Origin of the sequence: Haloarcula sp. KBTZ06 (assembly GCF_048595605.1) — an archaeon.
In the GTDB taxonomy this organism is placed as follows: Archaea; Halobacteriota; Halobacteria; order Halobacteriales; family Haloarculaceae; genus Haloarcula; species Haloarcula hispanica.
Genome location: NZ_CP184337.1, coordinates 174,401 through 187,645, shown reverse-complemented (window position 1 = coordinate 187,645; position 13,245 = coordinate 174,401). Strand labels below are relative to the sequence as shown.

16 protein-coding genes are annotated in these 13,245 nt (G+C 65.5%); 7 read left to right on the top strand and 9 right to left on the bottom strand.

The window, feature by feature from the left end:
• The first annotated feature begins 114 nt into the window (after positions 1-114).
• The 3 genes from ACNO8S_RS00960 to ribB all read left to right on the top strand — a co-directional run bounded on the left by ACNO8S_RS00960 (position 115) and on the right by ribB (position 2,144).
• Positions 115-519, top strand: a complete 405-nt coding sequence (locus ACNO8S_RS00960; protein WP_023843095.1) for a hypothetical protein — start codon at positions 115-117, stop codon at positions 517-519.
• A 265-nt stretch (positions 520-784) separates the two neighbouring features.
• On the top strand, positions 785-1,483 hold the full coding sequence (locus ACNO8S_RS00955) for a DUF120 domain-containing protein (protein ID WP_008311261.1): 699 nt from the start codon (positions 785-787) through the stop codon (positions 1,481-1,483).
• Complete coding sequence (gene ribB, locus ACNO8S_RS00950; RefSeq protein ID WP_008311262.1) at positions 1,470-2,144, top strand: 3,4-dihydroxy-2-butanone-4-phosphate synthase; 675 nt, start codon at positions 1,470-1,472, stop codon at positions 2,142-2,144. The genes ACNO8S_RS00955 and ribB overlap by 14 nt, the downstream gene beginning before the upstream one ends.
• A gap of 136 nt (positions 2,145-2,280) precedes the next feature.
• Here the strand turns inward: ribB and ACNO8S_RS00945 are convergent, their stop codons facing one another.
• A complete protein-coding gene (locus ACNO8S_RS00945) occupies positions 2,281-2,511 on the bottom strand; it encodes a hypothetical protein (protein WP_008311264.1) in 231 nt (76 codons plus the stop codon).
• Between the two features lie 214 nt (positions 2,512-2,725).
• On the opposite strand from ACNO8S_RS00945, the gene ACNO8S_RS00940 reads away from it, so the two are divergent.
• Positions 2,726-3,658 (top strand): branched-chain amino acid transaminase, encoded by a 933-nt coding sequence (locus ACNO8S_RS00940; RefSeq protein WP_004964767.1) that lies wholly within the window; start codon positions 2,726-2,728, stop codon positions 3,656-3,658.
• A gap of 20 nt (positions 3,659-3,678) precedes the next feature.
• On the opposite strand, the gene ACNO8S_RS00935 is transcribed toward ACNO8S_RS00940, so the two are convergent.
• The 3 genes from ACNO8S_RS00935 to ACNO8S_RS00925 all read right to left on the bottom strand — a co-directional run bounded on the left by ACNO8S_RS00935 (position 3,679) and on the right by ACNO8S_RS00925 (position 6,691).
• A complete protein-coding gene (locus ACNO8S_RS00935; RefSeq protein ID WP_014039323.1) occupies positions 3,679-4,338 on the bottom strand; it encodes a DUF502 domain-containing protein in 660 nt (219 codons plus the stop codon).
• Positions 4,339-4,488: 150 nt separating this feature from the next.
• A complete protein-coding gene (dgoD, locus tag ACNO8S_RS00930) occupies positions 4,489-5,664 on the bottom strand; it encodes a galactonate dehydratase (RefSeq protein ID WP_420182349.1) in 1,176 nt (391 codons plus the stop codon).
• A 142-nt stretch (positions 5,665-5,806) separates the two neighbouring features.
• Positions 5,807-6,691, bottom strand: coding sequence for a ketopantoate reductase family protein (locus ACNO8S_RS00925; protein WP_129755936.1), 885 nt, complete (start codon positions 6,689-6,691; stop codon positions 5,807-5,809).
• Between the two features lie 88 nt (positions 6,692-6,779).
• Between ACNO8S_RS00925 and ACNO8S_RS00920 the strand changes: the two genes are divergently transcribed.
• A complete protein-coding gene (locus tag ACNO8S_RS00920; protein WP_420182348.1) occupies positions 6,780-7,334 on the top strand; it encodes a hypothetical protein in 555 nt (184 codons plus the stop codon).
• Between the two features lie 26 nt (positions 7,335-7,360).
• Here the strand turns inward: ACNO8S_RS00920 and ACNO8S_RS00915 are convergent, their stop codons facing one another.
• From ACNO8S_RS00915 to ACNO8S_RS00905, 3 genes are all read right to left on the bottom strand, one after another.
• The gene (locus ACNO8S_RS00915) at positions 7,361-7,663 is read right to left on the bottom strand and encodes a DUF7130 family rubredoxin-like protein (RefSeq protein WP_008311270.1); all 303 of its coding nucleotides are present in this window, start codon (positions 7,661-7,663) and stop codon (positions 7,361-7,363) included.
• A 116-nt stretch (positions 7,664-7,779) separates the two neighbouring features.
• Positions 7,780-8,988: a homoserine O-acetyltransferase MetX gene (metX, locus tag ACNO8S_RS00910; protein ID WP_050007728.1), complete on the bottom strand. Its 1,209-nt coding sequence runs from the start codon at positions 8,986-8,988 to the stop codon at positions 7,780-7,782.
• Complete coding sequence (locus ACNO8S_RS00905) at positions 8,985-10,271, bottom strand: O-acetylhomoserine aminocarboxypropyltransferase/cysteine synthase family protein (RefSeq protein WP_064287320.1); 1,287 nt, start codon at positions 10,269-10,271, stop codon at positions 8,985-8,987. Before ACNO8S_RS00905 ends, metX begins: the two co-directional genes overlap by 4 nt.
• A 143-nt stretch (positions 10,272-10,414) precedes the next feature.
• Between ACNO8S_RS00905 and ACNO8S_RS00900 the strand changes: the two genes are divergently transcribed.
• A complete protein-coding gene (locus tag ACNO8S_RS00900) occupies positions 10,415-11,374 on the top strand; it encodes an AAA family ATPase (protein ID WP_050007727.1) in 960 nt (319 codons plus the stop codon).
• Positions 11,375-11,401: 27 nt separating this feature from the next.
• On the opposite strand, the gene ACNO8S_RS00895 is transcribed toward ACNO8S_RS00900, so the two are convergent.
• The gene (locus ACNO8S_RS00895; protein ID WP_420182347.1) at positions 11,402-12,187 is read right to left on the bottom strand and encodes a TrmB family transcriptional regulator; all 786 of its coding nucleotides are present in this window, start codon (positions 12,185-12,187) and stop codon (positions 11,402-11,404) included.
• 194 nt (positions 12,188-12,381) lie between these two features.
• Here ACNO8S_RS00895 and ACNO8S_RS00890 point away from each other — a divergent pair, with 194 nt between their 5' ends.
• Positions 12,382-12,714 (top strand): DMT family transporter, encoded by a 333-nt coding sequence (locus tag ACNO8S_RS00890; protein WP_050037452.1) that lies wholly within the window; start codon positions 12,382-12,384, stop codon positions 12,712-12,714.
• Between the two features lie 96 nt (positions 12,715-12,810).
• Here the strand turns inward: ACNO8S_RS00890 and ACNO8S_RS00885 are convergent, their stop codons facing one another.
• Positions 12,811-13,206, bottom strand: coding sequence for an SHOCT domain-containing protein (locus ACNO8S_RS00885; protein WP_420182346.1), 396 nt, complete (start codon positions 13,204-13,206; stop codon positions 12,811-12,813).
• Positions 13,207-13,245: the final 39 nt, after the last annotated feature.

The following is a 13,245-nucleotide window of genomic DNA, read 5'->3' as shown; positions in this document are numbered from 1 at the left end:
GTGGAAAGAACTGGCCAGACACCACTCAGGAGTGCCACTCGTAGTGAAAGATCGTAGTCCGAAAGAATAGTATTAAATACATAAGGGGGCGTATTTTCAATCGCGTGAATATTAATGGATCTAAAAAGTAAGCGAAAAGTAAAGGAGTTTCAGGAAGAAGAAATGCCGTCGCTAAAGGATTCAATTGACGACGCAGCGGGTTTTGAGGTCGATCTCGATATCCAGTGGGAATCACTTATCGACGAGAGAGTCAACGAAGAGCTCTGGTTCGAAGGGTGGACGAAAGTCTATTTTCTACCGACAATCAGTGCCTTCGAGGCAATCTGTAGCGACAAATTGGGGCGGGAAGCGCTTGAAGCAGAGCTGGAGTCGGTCGTGTTCAAGAACGTCGCAGGGATGACTGGTGAGATCAACTACAGCGATGGAGTCCTCACGGTTGATAAAGAGCCATGCACCAACATGGACAAAGTCGACAAACGGACAGAGTCCATTGTCTCGTTGCTCGAAGGCAGCCTCTGAATAGCCCAATCGAAACGAATCGGGGCCGATACCCGGTTTCGCGGTCTCATGATGCATTTTCGACCAGTGTCTCCCAGCCGCGTCTTATCATCTATCACAGCAGTGTGATAGGGCCGAACGTGTTAGGCAGCGGCTTGAATTGTATCCAGTAGAAACGGTAAGACGCGCTTCTGCTACCAACCCCGTACCAGTTTTTCTCCGTTCCAAAAGTGGAATGCATTCCACCTTCGGTATGCTTATCCGGCGGGAATCCCTACTGCAATGCATGGCTGAATCAACGGGACAGGGCGTCGGTCGGGACGAACTGGCGACGCTGAAACTGCTCGCCCTCGACGGTGCGCTCGATGAGTCGGCAAAGGTGTCCTGTGCCGATCTCGCGGAACGGCTGGACGCCTCGAACCAGACCGCCTCGCGGCGGCTCCAGCGGCTCGAAGACGCCGGGCTACTGGCCCGGGACATCGTCAGCGACGGGCAAGAGGTCGAACTGACCGGGGACGGTGAACGCCGCCTCCAGTCGGAGTACGCCGACTACCGGCGGATCTTCGAGTCCGACGCCAGCGTCGACCTGACCGGCGTCGTCACCTCGGGGATGGGAGAGGGACGACACTACATCACGCTGCCGGGCTACATGGAGCAGTTCATCGAGCGACTGGGGTACGAGCCGTTCGCGGGCACGCTCAACCTCGAACTCACGGCCGAGAGCGTCCGCAAGCGAGCGCGGATGAGCGCCATCGAACCGGTCACCATCGAGGGGTGGGAAGACGACGAGCGGACGTACGGTCCCGCGTACTGCTACCCCGCCTCGATAGAAGGGAGCGATGGCGAGTACGAGCCGGCCCACGTCATCGCCCCCGAGCGGACCCACCACGGCGAGGAGCAACTCGAAGTAATCGCGCCCGAGAAGCTCCGCGAGGTGCTGGAACTGGCCGACGGTGACGAGGTGATCGTGCATGTCTCGGAGTGAGGAAACCGCCGTTGACGCCGACAGCGTGGCCGACGCCGTCGCCGCCTTCGCCCGCGGCGAGCCGGTGCTGATCCACGACGCCGCCGACCGCGAAGGTGAGACCGACCTCGTCTACCCGGCCGGGGCCGTCAGCCCCGACGCCGTCGCCCGGATGCGCAACGACGCCGGGGGCCTCGTCTGCGTCGCGCTCTCGGACCGCGTCGCCGAGGCGCTGGAACTGCCGTTCATGCAGGAGGTCCTCGACCATCCGACGGCGGCCGACCACGACCTCGCCTACGACGAGCGCTCCTCGTTCTCGCTGACGGTGAACCACCGCGACACGTTCACCGGGATCACCGACGACGACCGCTCACTGACGATCCGAGAGTTGGCTGCCGCCGCGACGGACCCCGACCCAGAGGCGTTCAGCGAGGCGTTCCGGTCGCCGGGCCACGTCCACCTCCTCCGGGCAGCCCCGGACGGCCTGGCCGACCGCGAGGGCCACACCGAACTCGCGCTCGAACTCGCCGACGCGGCCGACCTGCCAGCGGCCGCCGTCGTCTGTGAGATGCTGGACGATGAGACGGGCGCAGCGCTGCCCCCGGCAGCAGCGCGGGCCTACGCCGACCGCGAAGGGCTTGTGTACGTCGAAGGTGCCAGCCTGCTAGAGCGATTCGACTGATACTGGTGGCTGTAGCTGAGACAGAGTAGTCACCACTCCGTGCCGCAGAATTATTGAGAGAGCAACGTCCGACAGTGTGGGAAGCAGACAGCCAGTGTTTATTTCCAGCAATCACGGGACTGGACCGGTTTGCGAGTCAGAATGGAGTATCCGCCGCCGCTGCAAGTTGTCTGAGACCGCTGGCGACGAGGTACAGCGTCGCTCCAGTGAACAAAGCGATACCCACGGCCCGAGAGAGCCCGGGCACCGGTGATTCGACGACGCCGGAGAGATTTCGCGTGATGACCTCGGCCTGAATCAGGAGCAGGCCCAGCGGAAGCAACAGGACAGCGACGCTGCGGTGGAGCGACCGCTTCAGGGAGGACATGTGCGGTGCGGACGGCCAGATTCCACTAAAGCGTTTGTGCTCGCCGGGGCAGTGCTCCGTACTGGCCGTACGAGACAACACGACCCTGACCCGCGGGGGTATCGTCAACACTCTTAACCAAGGGAATCAATGGGGTAGATATGACACACGACGAGACAGCAGGAGGCATCACCCGCGGGCATCGCGACTGTCAACTCACCGGAGGGGTCGTGCGATGAGCGACCGTCCAGAGATGTTCGAGGGAACCGACCGCATCTGGATGGACGGCGAGTTCGTCGACTTCGAGGACGCTCAGACCCACGTCCTCACGCACGCGCTGCACTACGGGACCGGCGTTTTCGAGGGCGTTCGCTGTTACGACACCGAACAGGGGCCGGCCATCTTCCGCTGGGAAGAACACCTCGACCGCCTGTACAAGTCCGCGAAGCCCTACGACCTCGACATCGAGTTCAGCAAGGACGAACTCACCGAGGCGACGACGGAACTCATCGAAACGGAAGGGTTCGAGTCGTGTTACATCCGCCCCATCGTTTACTACGGCTTCGATTCGCTCGGCGTGAGCCCGAAGGACTGCCCGACGAAGACCACCATCGCCGCGTGGCCGTGGGGCGCGTATCTGGGCGAGGAAGCGCTGGAAGAGGGCGTCGACGTGATGGTGTCGTCCTGGCGCAAGCACGCCTCCAGCCAGATTCCGACCAACATCAAGACGACGGGGCTGTACGTCAACAGCATGCTCGCCGGCGAGGAGGCCCGCCGGAACGGCTACACCGAAGCTATCGTCCTGAACAAGGAAGGCAACGTCGCCGAAGGGCCGGGCGAGAACATCTTCATGGTCCGGGACGGAGAAATCTACACGCCCGGACTGGCCGAGAGCATCCTCGAAGGCATCACCCGCAACACCGCAATCACGCTCGCCGAGGAGATGGGCTACACCGTCCACGAGGAAGCGACCATCTCCCGCGGTGAGCTATACACCGCTGACGAGCTGTTCTTTACCGGCACGGCGGCGGAGGTCACGCCCATCCGAAGCGTCGACGACAACGAGATCGGCGAAGGGACCAAGGGACCGGTCACCGACGAACTCCAGTCAGCCTTCTTCGACGTCATCGAGAGCGGCGACCGCGAAGAGTGGTTCCACTACGTCTGAGCGGGTACTGAACCGCGCGGCTAATCGTCCGCGAGGTCTTCCTCGTCGGCGACCGGAATCGGCGTGGCGGTACTACGGTCCGTATCGCCGAACCCGGCGCTGAGAATCCGTGTCAGCGCCTCTTCGACGCGCTCGTCGATTTCCTCGTAGCGGTGCGGTTCGACCTCGACGACGTAGCCGGTCGTGATGTTCGGCGCTGTCGGCAAGAAGAGCACCTCGCGGCCGTCCTCGGTCGTCTGGCCCGTTTTGAACGCGGTCATCCGCATCCCGTCCCACACTTCGAGTTTCACCGGCGCCTGGAGTTCTTCGGTTCCCCCGACAGCTGTCTCGACCGCCATCTTCGAGGCGTTGTACACCACCCGGAGCCCGGGGACGTGGTTCATCGCGTCGTCGATGGCCCGTTCGACGATGTCGCCGAAGGCCGTCCGCATCAGATAGCCGATAGAGAACACGATGAGGATGAAGATAATCAGCGTCGTGAACACCCGTGCGAGTTCGACAGACGACGTTCCCGAGGGGAGTCCGAGCGCCGCTAGCAGTTCGCCGTCAATCGCCGGGATGACCGCCGCGGACGCGAGGATAGAGTAGAGATAGATGATAACGTAAACCGTCACCAGCAGCGGCAACAGGATAATAAGGCCGCTCGCGAAATCGCGCTTCCACGACGTTGAGGAGGCCATACAGGTACGTATCGGGCGCGGAATATGAGCCCTTTCCTTTGGTGCGTGTCCGTGCTGCCGGTCTCACAGTTGTCCGGTGAGAGAGTGCGAGGGGATAGCCAGTTACCGAGGGGGAGCCACCTAGCCAGTTACCGATGAGGAGCCGCCGAGCTACCACTCGGCGACGCTGCCGTCGTCGTGTCGCCAGACGGGGTTGTGCCAGTCGACGTCCTGCTGGGACTGCTCCCGGAGGAACGCCTCGTCGATGTCGATACCCAGTCCGGGGTCGGTGGGGACAGTGACGAACCCGTCCTCGTAGTCGAACACCGACGGGTCGGCAAGGTAGTCCAGCACGTCGGTGGTTTCGTTGTAGTGGATGTCGATGCTCTGCTCCTGGATGAGAGCGTTGGGCGAGCAGGCGTCGACCTGAACACAGGACGCCAGCGCGACCGGGCCGAGCGGGCAGTGCGGGGCCATCGCCACGTCGTAGGCCTCGGCCATCGACGCGATCTTGTACACCTCGGTGATGCCGCCGGCGTGGGAGAGGTCCGGCTGGATCACGTCGACGGCCCCGTCCTCGAACACCGCCTTGTAGTCCCAGCGCGAATACATCCGCTCGCCGGTCGCAATCGGAATGTCGGTGTGAGCCGCAAGCGCCGGCAGCGCGTCGTTGTGTTCGGGCAACACCGGTTCCTCGATGAACATCGGTTCGTAGGGCTCCATCGCGGACGCCAGGCGCTTGACCATTGGCTTCGTGACGCGGCCGTGGAAGTCGACGCCGATGTCGACCTCCGGGCCAACGGCCTCCCTGACCTCCCGGAGTCGCGTCGCGGCGGCCTCGACCGTGGCCGGGTTATCGACGCGCTCGATTTCGGGCGTTGCGTTCATCTTCAGCGCTGTGAACCCGGCGTCGACCTGTTCCCGAGCGGCGTTCGCCACGTCGGAGGGCTCGTCACCGCCGATCCACTGGTACACCCGAATCCGGTCCCGGGCCTGGCCGCCCAGAAGCTGGTGGACCGGCGCACCGAGTTGCTTCCCTTTGATATCCCACAGCGCCTGGTCGATGCCGGCGATGGCGGACATCAGGACCGGGCCGCCGCGGTAGAAGCCGCCGCGGTACATCGCCTGCCAGTGGTCCTGGATGTTCTCCGGGTTCTCTCCGATGAGATAGCTGTCGAGCAGTTCCTCGACGGCCGCACGCACGGTGTGTGCTCGGCCCTCGACGACTGGTTCGCCCCAGCCGACGGTTCCATCGGCCGTCTCCAGCCGAAGGAAGAGCCAGCGCGGCGGGACCTCGAACAGTTCGTAGTCGACGATGCGGTTCCCGGCCGCGTCGTCCGCTGTCATACCAGTGGTCCCCTCGCTGTAGTACACGAAGCAGTCCTGCTGGGAGCACTACGCGGCGCGTCGAGCCGCGCTCCGTCGGTCTGTGGAGTCATGTGAGACACACATAGGAGACGTGTATATAGTCGTTGTGTGATTCCAGAACCTACCGCTCGCGGTGTCGCTCCCACGTACGGACGAGCCCGGCAAGCGTCTCGTTGACTGGGACTGGTGCCGTCGCAGTCGCCGCGACGTAGCCGTTGATGGCGTCGATTTCCGTTTGGCGGCCGTCCGAGATGTCCTGGTACATCGACGAGTGGTTGGCGGCGGTGTCGTCGACGACACGTTCGACGAGCGATACCGCACGCTCGTCCGAGAGGTCGATCCCCTGCTCGCGGGCGACGGCGGCCGTTTCCCGTACAGCGTCCGCCGCGATGTTGTCGGCCGGCGAGTCGGCCAGCGCGCCGTTCGCCACGCGGGCGAGCGCGGTCACAGCGTTGATACCGGCGTTGACCGCGAGTTTCTCCCAGAGGCGGGTCGGCATATCCGCTGCGACGGTTGTCTCGATACCGGCCGCACGGAACGCCGCCCCGACGTCGTCGGCGGTTGCGGACCGGCCGCCGTTGCGGTCCCCGAGTACGATGTCGCCGCGGCCGGTGAACGCCACGGTGCCCGGTTCCCTGAGCCGCGCGCCGTAGGAACACGTCCCCGCCAGCACCGGACAGTCGAGTTCGGCGGCTAACCGCTCCTCGTTGCCCATCCCATTCTGGAGCGAGAGGCAAGCGTCGAGCGTGCAGTCCGCGAGGTCCGCTGCAACGGCGGCGGTGTCGTAGGCCTTGACCGTCACCAGCGCGAGGTCGGCACGCTGTGGAATCGTCGTCTGTGCGCCCGGACGGACCCGGAACTCCTCGGTTCCCACCACCGACAGACCGTTCTCGCTAACGCTGCCGGCGTGTGGCTCGCGGCCCACGAGCGTCACGTCGTGTTCGCGGGCGAGCAAGCCACCGACGAGGCTGCCGAGGCTTCCGGCCCCGACGACGACGATATCCATACCGACGAGCAGGGACGGCCCGAACAAAAACCCATCACCGGCGGTCGGAATCAGCACGCACTTTGCCGCGAGCGACGAACGAGGGGCCATGGGCGACTCCGACGACGCCGAGGCGGTAGTTCGGGCGATCGACGAAATCGGCATCGACCGACTGACCGAGACAATCGTCACGGCGTGGGAGGGCATCGGCGGCGTCGAACCGGGGCCGACCTGGCCTGAAGACGAAACCATACGTCGGTTCGAACTGTCCGACCCGGACGAAGCGGTCGGGCTGGACGTGCTCGCGGCGGTGCTGGACGCGTCACCGCGGTCCCCGGAAAAGGCCTTTGTCCACCTCGGTGTCGGCCGGCGAGACACCCCCCAACACGAACGGTTCGCTGTCGAGACGCTCGCGGGCCACACCGACGTGTCGGCTACCGACACCCACACGACCGGAACGGTGCCGATGACGGCAGAAACGTTCGACGCGCTGGCGCGCGTCTACGGGGGGACGCTGGTGTACGTAGTCATCGGTGATGCGGACGGGCACGCGGTTCTCGAACTCGACTGGACGACACTTCGGTTCTCGCTTCCGCCGTCGGCCGTCGAGACCGTGCGGGAGTCAGTCGGACCGGCCGTCGCCGAGCGATTCGAGCGGGCGTAAGCCCGGCCTGTCACGCGGGCGTCGCCTCAGTCCTCCTGCCAGTAGTAGATGTCTTCCTTGGGCGCGTTACAGGACGGGCATTCGTCGGGGATGTCCTCTATCTGGCCCATCTCGCCGCATTCCCAGCAGCGCCACATCAGTTCGGCCTCGCCCGCGGCCCCGGCGCTGAGATGCTCGCTCGACAGCGACTCGATGCCGTCCTCGACCGTGACGTAGAAGCCGTGTTCGTCGAACCCGCGGATGGTCCCGAGTGCGTCCCCGTCCTCGTCGTACACCGTCTGGCCGAACGAATACTCCTCGCTTTCGATGTTCGTGGTCATGTCAGCCATACATAGAGCTAGTCGTTCCGAAATATGTTAAATGCTACCGTAAGACAGAATATGCATGATTGACGAGCCGAATCGGGGCCAGCGAACCCGCCTGTCGGCGAACGGCACTCGCGTCGCTACTGCGAGAACAGGCTGTTGTGGACAGGTGCGAAGTCACTCTCCTGGCTGTCCTCGACCACCGAGTCGGTGACGGCCTTGCCCGCGACGCCGTCGTCGAGGAAGTCCGCGAGCGGCGGCCCAACGTTGTCCGGTTCGACGAGGAACGCGTCGTGGCCGTGGTCGGAGTCGATGACGTGGTGGGCGACGTTCGCGTCGGCCGCCCGGAGCGAGTCGGCCAGCGCCTCCGCCTGCTGGGTGGTGAAGTGCCAGTCGGCGGTAAAAGACATCACCAGCGCGTCGCCGTCGAAGGCCGCCAGCGCGTCCGCGTCGGACTCGAACCCGGCGGCGAGGTCGTAGTTGTCCATCGCCCGCGTCAGGTAGAGGTAGCTATTGGCGTCGAAGCGCTCGGTGAACTTCTCGGCGTTGTAATCGAGGTACGACTCCACGTCGCGGTACGGGAAGAACGCGCCCGCGGCGTCGGTGGGGAACGTGCGGACGGCGTCCCGGCCGGCGGCGCGGCGGCCGAAGCGGCGCTCCATCGACGCCTTCGAGAGGTACATCACATGGCCCAGTTGGCGGGCCAGCGCCAGCCCGTCGCTGGGCGGGTCCTGGTCCTCGCCGTAGTAGTGGCCCTGGTTCCAGTTCGGGTCGGTCGTGATGGCCCGTCGGGCGATGGCGTCGAGCGAGAGGCACTGTGTGTCCAGTCGCGCGGCCGCGGCGATGGGAACGATGCGGTCGACGTGGTCCGGGTGGCGCTTGGCCCACTCGATGACGTTCATGCCGCCGACGCTGCCGCCGACGACCGCGTGGAGGTGGGGAATCCCGAGTTCGTCGAGCAGCGCGCGCTGGGCCTCAGTCCAGTCCGTGACAGTGACCGGCGGGAAGTCGGTGCCGTAGGGCTCGCCCGTCTCCGGGTTCTCGCTTTTTGGCCCCGTCGACCCGTAGCACGAGCCGGGCACGTTCGCACAGACGACGTAGTACTCCGTGGTATCGATGGCCTTGCCCGGGCCGACGATGTCGTCCCACCAGGCGCGGGCCTGGTCGGCGCTGTCGACCCGGTCGCGGCCCGCGACGTGGGCGCTACCGGTCAGCGCGTGACAGACCAGCACCGCGTTGTCGCCGTCGAACTCCCCGTAGGCCTCGTAGGTGATTTCGAGATCCGGAATCGTCTCGCCGCAGTCGAACTCGAACTCGCCCAGCGAGACTGTGTTGTGTTCGACGTTCATGTGATTCGCTCGATTGTGTCGTCGATGTCCGCGATGATGTCTTCGGGGTCTTCGATGCCGACGCTGAACCGGAGGAGGTCCGGCGTCACGCCGCTGGCGCGTTGCTCTTCCTCACTGAGCTGGGCGTGGGTAGTCGAAGCCGGGTGGATGACCAGCGTCTTGGCATCGCCGATGTTCGCAAGGAACTGGGCGAGGTCCGTCTCCTCGCAGAACCGTCGACCGGCATCGTAGCCGGCTTCCAGCCCGAACGTGACGATGCCGCCGAACCCACCGGAGAGGTACTGCTGTGCCAAGTCGTGGGTCTCGTGACTCTCCAGTCCGGGATAGGTGACCCAGGCGACATCGGGGTGGTCGTCGAGGTGCTGTGCGACGGTCATCGCGTTCTCGCAGTGGCGCTCCATCCGCAGGGAGAGCGTCTCGACCCCCTGAAGCGTCGCCCAGGCGTCGAACGGCTTCTGGCCGTCGCCGAGCGAACGGAGGGCGCGCTGGCGGGCGGCGACGGAGAAGGCGCGGTCGCCGAATGCCTCGGTGAAGTTCTTGCCGAAGGCCTCGTTCTCGCCGCCCAGTTCCGGGAACTTCTCGGGGTACTCGTCCCAGGGGAACGAGCCGCCGTCGACGAGGACGCCGCCGACGGTCGTTCCGGAGCCGTGGATCCACTTCGTCGTCGACTCCCAGAGGAGGTCCACGCCGTGGTCAAGCGGGTTACAGAGCGCCGGCGTCCCGAACGTGTTGTCGACGAAGACGGGGACGCCGTGGTCGTGAGCCACCTCGGCGATGTCTTCCATCGGCGGGACCACGAGCGAGGGGTTCCCGATGGTCTCGAAGTGGACGTAGGCCGTGTCCTCGTCGATGGCCGCGGCGTAGGCGTCCGGGTCGAGCGTGTCGACGAACCGCGTCTCGATGCCCCGCCGGCTGGCGGCCTTCGAGAAGTACGAATGCGTGCCGCCATAGATAGAGGAGGCCGTCACGATGTTGTCGCCGTTGGCCGCGAGGACGAACGTCCCGGCGTCGAGCGCGGCCATCCCCGACCCCGTCGCGACGGCGTCGACGGCGTTTTCGAGGGAGGCGATGCGGTTTTCGAGCATCCGGACAGTAGGGTTGTCGAACCGCGAGTAGACGTTGCCGTCGTCTTCCAGTGCGTACCGGTCGGCCGCGGTGTCGGCGTCCTCGAAGACGTACGACGAGGTCTGATAGATTGGCGGCGCGCGTGCCCCCGTCGCCGGATCCGGCTCCTCTTGGCCGGCGTGGACACAGCGCGTCCCGAATCCGTAGTCGTTGGTCATGTGCAGTATGCATATATCCCTAGCTATCTATAACTCAGAGTTACGGCAATACTCTCTTATTGTGATAAGATGGCATGGTATCGGTACGCCGACCGGTGGACCCGAGGGAGAGGGTATTTGTCGGTGGCTGTCTACACGCCGGTATGGACCACGACACTGCCGGACGAACCAGCCGACAGATCCTCGACGCGGTCGGCAGTGCCGTCATCGCCGACGACCACTTCCTCGAAACCGTCATGACCGGGGTTCTCGCCCGGGGGCACGTCCTGCTGGAAGACGTACCCGGCACGGGGAAGACGCTCACCGCCCAGTCGTTCGCGACGGCGCTCGATCTCTCCTTCAAGCGGGTGCAGTTCACGCCGGACCTGCTGCCGTCCGACATCACCGGCTCGAACGTGTTCAACGAGGCCACCGGCGAGTTCGACTTCCAGCCTGGCCCCGTCTTCGCCAACGTCGTGCTGGCCGATGAAATCAACCGCGCACCGCCCAAGACGCAGGCCGCACTGCTCGAAGCAATGGGCGAGAAGCAGGTGACCGTCGACGGCGTGACCCACGACCTCCCCGAGCCGTTCTTCGTCATCGCCACGCAGAACCCCGTCGAACAGGAGGGGACCTTCGGCCTGCCCGAGGCCCAGCGGGACCGCTTCATCGTCAAGACGTCGATGGGCTATCCCGACTTCGGCGGCGAGCGGGAACTCATCGACCGGCGGGCCGACCGGACGGCACAGGCCCCGAGCGTCACCAGCGTCATCGACGGCGAGCGCCTGCCGGCGCTCCAGCGGACTGTCGAATCAGTCACCGTCGACGGCACGCTCCGGGACTACGTCGTCGAACTCGGCCGGGCCACCCGCGAGGACGACCGCGTGGACGTCGGCGTCTCCCCGCGTGGTATTCAGCGACTGTTCGAGGCGACTCGCGCCGCCGCGGTCCTCGACGGCCGCGACTACGCCGTCCCGGACGACGTGAAAAGCGTCGTCGGGGAGGCGTTCGCCCACCGACTCGTCCTGACCGCCGACGCGGGCGTCCGCGGCGTCGACCCGTCGACGGTCGTCGATGATGTGCTGGACCGCGTCGAGGTGCCTGCAGTCAACCCTGGCCGCTGAGACGGGGGGCCGTCAGTCGGTTCCGGATTACCGCTCCAGCAACGGCTCCGCCTCGACCCACAGTCGCTCGAAGCGGGCCTCGAACGCCGCCGCGACCTCCGAATCGGTGATCCCGACCACGCCGAGCCTGTCGGCGGGCGAGAGCGGGTCCGGAACGTCGACCGTCACCGCCGCGGCGTCGATCACGTCGAAGGAGACCCCGACCGTCGGCACCGCCCGGACCGCCGCGTTGCGGTCGGCGAGCAGGTCGGGGAGCGACTCGGGAAGCACGTCGAGTACCGCCTCGCTACAGAGCAGGTCGACCCGCACGTCCTCGCCCACACCGTCGAGGAACGCGTCGACCTCGGTCTGGAGCGTCTCCCACGACGCGCGCTCGTACGGCGGACCGACGGTCGCCCGGACGTGCTCTCGGGCGGTCCTGACGTGCCGGCTCATCGCCGCCCGCATCTCCTCGCTTCCGAGCGATCCGAGCCAGAAACTGCTGTCGACGGGCGGCGCGGGCAGGAGGTCCGCCCTGACGGACGCGGCGACGGACCGGTACCGATCGAACTCCGATGCCAGTTCGCGGGTCCGCTCCGAGAGCAGCCTGTCGACGACCGTCTCCGGGTCGACGGGGGTGTACCGCGTCGGGTCAGTCGACTGGGTCCGGACTATCCCGCGGGCTTCGAGGCCGTTGAGCACGTCGTAGATCCGCCCCCGGGGGACGCCGCTCGCGTCGGAGAGGTCGCTCGCGGACACCGCACCGGTCACCAGCAGCGTCCGATACGCCGTCTCCTCGTAGTTCGAGAGCCCGAGTTCGGCCAGTTCGGTCATCGTCGGGTGGTCGAGCGGCCGGTACAAAGGTCCACAGGACCGGACTCGACGCGGGTGCGGCCGGCGCGAGGAGCGCCGCCGATGTGGGCACCCTGCCGCCGGAAGCGCCGCCAGAGCCGCCGAGCGGCCGAAACACACCGAAAGTGGCGGGGCGTTTCAGTACGTTCATCCCACCGCCGGCCGGCGTTCTCACTATGAATCCGTACGTGTTGCTCGGAGCGGCAATCGCCTCGGAGCTGCTCGGAACGACCGCGCTCAAGCTCTCAGAGGGGTTCTCGAAGCCCGTTCCCAGCCTCGGCGTCGTCCTTGGCTACGGTGTGGCGTTCTACCTCGTCTCGCTGACCCTGGAGGAGCTCCCCATCGGCGTCGTCTACGGGACGTGGGCCGCCCTGGGTATCGTCGGTGTCGCGGCCATCGGAACCGTCGTGTTCGACGAACCGGTCGACCCCGTCGGCGTCGTCGGAATCGCGCTCATCGTCGCCGGCGTGTACTGCCTCAACGTCCTGTCCTCGATGGCCGCCCACTGACTCATAGGCGGCGGAACCCATCGCTTTCGCCGAGGAAGTCGATGCCCGGCACCCGCTCGGCGTGAGAACGACACCGACCGGCGACGCTACTCACACTCAGCTCCGCTCGAACTCCCGTTCCCGCTCGTCCCGAGTCGCGTCCTCAACGTCCTCCAGCGTCTCCGTCTCCAGCAGCCGCTCCAGTTTCCGCTCGAACTGCTCGTCGGTCAGCTTCCCCTCGGCGTACCGGCAGCGCAGACGCTCCAGCGGTGTTTCGTCGCCAGTATCGCTCGACGGTGCTGGGTCCGCTTCCTCGATATCTTCCACCTCCTCGTCCGCATCGCCGTACAGCAGTTCGGTCAGCGGAACGACCACGACGTAGCCGACGAGCAGCGCCACGAGCCACCACTCCTGCCCGGTGAGGAGAGCAACGAGCCAGAACCCGGTGACCGCCAGAGAGGTGAGTTCCGTCACGTTGTCTCTGGCTCGCTCCAGCGGGGACCGGTCGGTCATGCTACTTGCTTGTCACCACACCACAATGGATTGTTCGGT

Coding starts and splice junctions, on each gene's coding strand:
- ACNO8S_RS00960 (WP_023843095.1), top strand. CDS start 115: ATGGATCTAAAAAGTAAGCGAAAAGTAAAGGAGTTTCAGGAAGAAGAA.
- ACNO8S_RS00955 (WP_008311261.1), top strand. CDS start 785: ATGGCTGAATCAACGGGACAGGGCGTCGGTCGGGACGAACTGGCGACG.
- ribB (WP_008311262.1), top strand. CDS start 1,470: ATGTCTCGGAGTGAGGAAACCGCCGTTGACGCCGACAGCGTGGCCGAC.
- ACNO8S_RS00945 (WP_008311264.1), bottom strand. CDS start 2,511: ATGTCCTCCCTGAAGCGGTCGCTCCACCGCAGCGTCGCTGTCCTGTTG.
- ACNO8S_RS00940 (WP_004964767.1), top strand. CDS start 2,726: ATGAGCGACCGTCCAGAGATGTTCGAGGGAACCGACCGCATCTGGATG.
- ACNO8S_RS00935 (WP_014039323.1), bottom strand. CDS start 4,338: ATGGCCTCCTCAACGTCGTGGAAGCGCGATTTCGCGAGCGGCCTTATT.
- dgoD (WP_420182349.1), bottom strand. CDS start 5,664: ATGACAGCGGACGACGCGGCCGGGAACCGCATCGTCGACTACGAACTG.
- ACNO8S_RS00925 (WP_129755936.1), bottom strand. CDS start 6,691: ATGGATATCGTCGTCGTCGGGGCCGGAAGCCTCGGCAGCCTCGTCGGT.
- ACNO8S_RS00920 (WP_420182348.1), top strand. CDS start 6,780: ATGGGCGACTCCGACGACGCCGAGGCGGTAGTTCGGGCGATCGACGAA.
- ACNO8S_RS00915 (WP_008311270.1), bottom strand. CDS start 7,663: ATGGCTGACATGACCACGAACATCGAAAGCGAGGAGTATTCGTTCGGC.
- metX (WP_050007728.1), bottom strand. CDS start 8,988: ATGAACGTCGAACACAACACAGTCTCGCTGGGCGAGTTCGAGTTCGAC.
- ACNO8S_RS00905 (WP_064287320.1), bottom strand. CDS start 10,271: ATGACCAACGACTACGGATTCGGGACGCGCTGTGTCCACGCCGGCCAA.
- ACNO8S_RS00900 (WP_050007727.1), top strand. CDS start 10,415: ATGGACCACGACACTGCCGGACGAACCAGCCGACAGATCCTCGACGCG.
- ACNO8S_RS00895 (WP_420182347.1), bottom strand. CDS start 12,187: ATGACCGAACTGGCCGAACTCGGGCTCTCGAACTACGAGGAGACGGCG.
- ACNO8S_RS00890 (WP_050037452.1), top strand. CDS start 12,382: ATGAATCCGTACGTGTTGCTCGGAGCGGCAATCGCCTCGGAGCTGCTC.
- ACNO8S_RS00885 (WP_420182346.1), bottom strand. CDS start 13,206: ATGACCGACCGGTCCCCGCTGGAGCGAGCCAGAGACAACGTGACGGAA.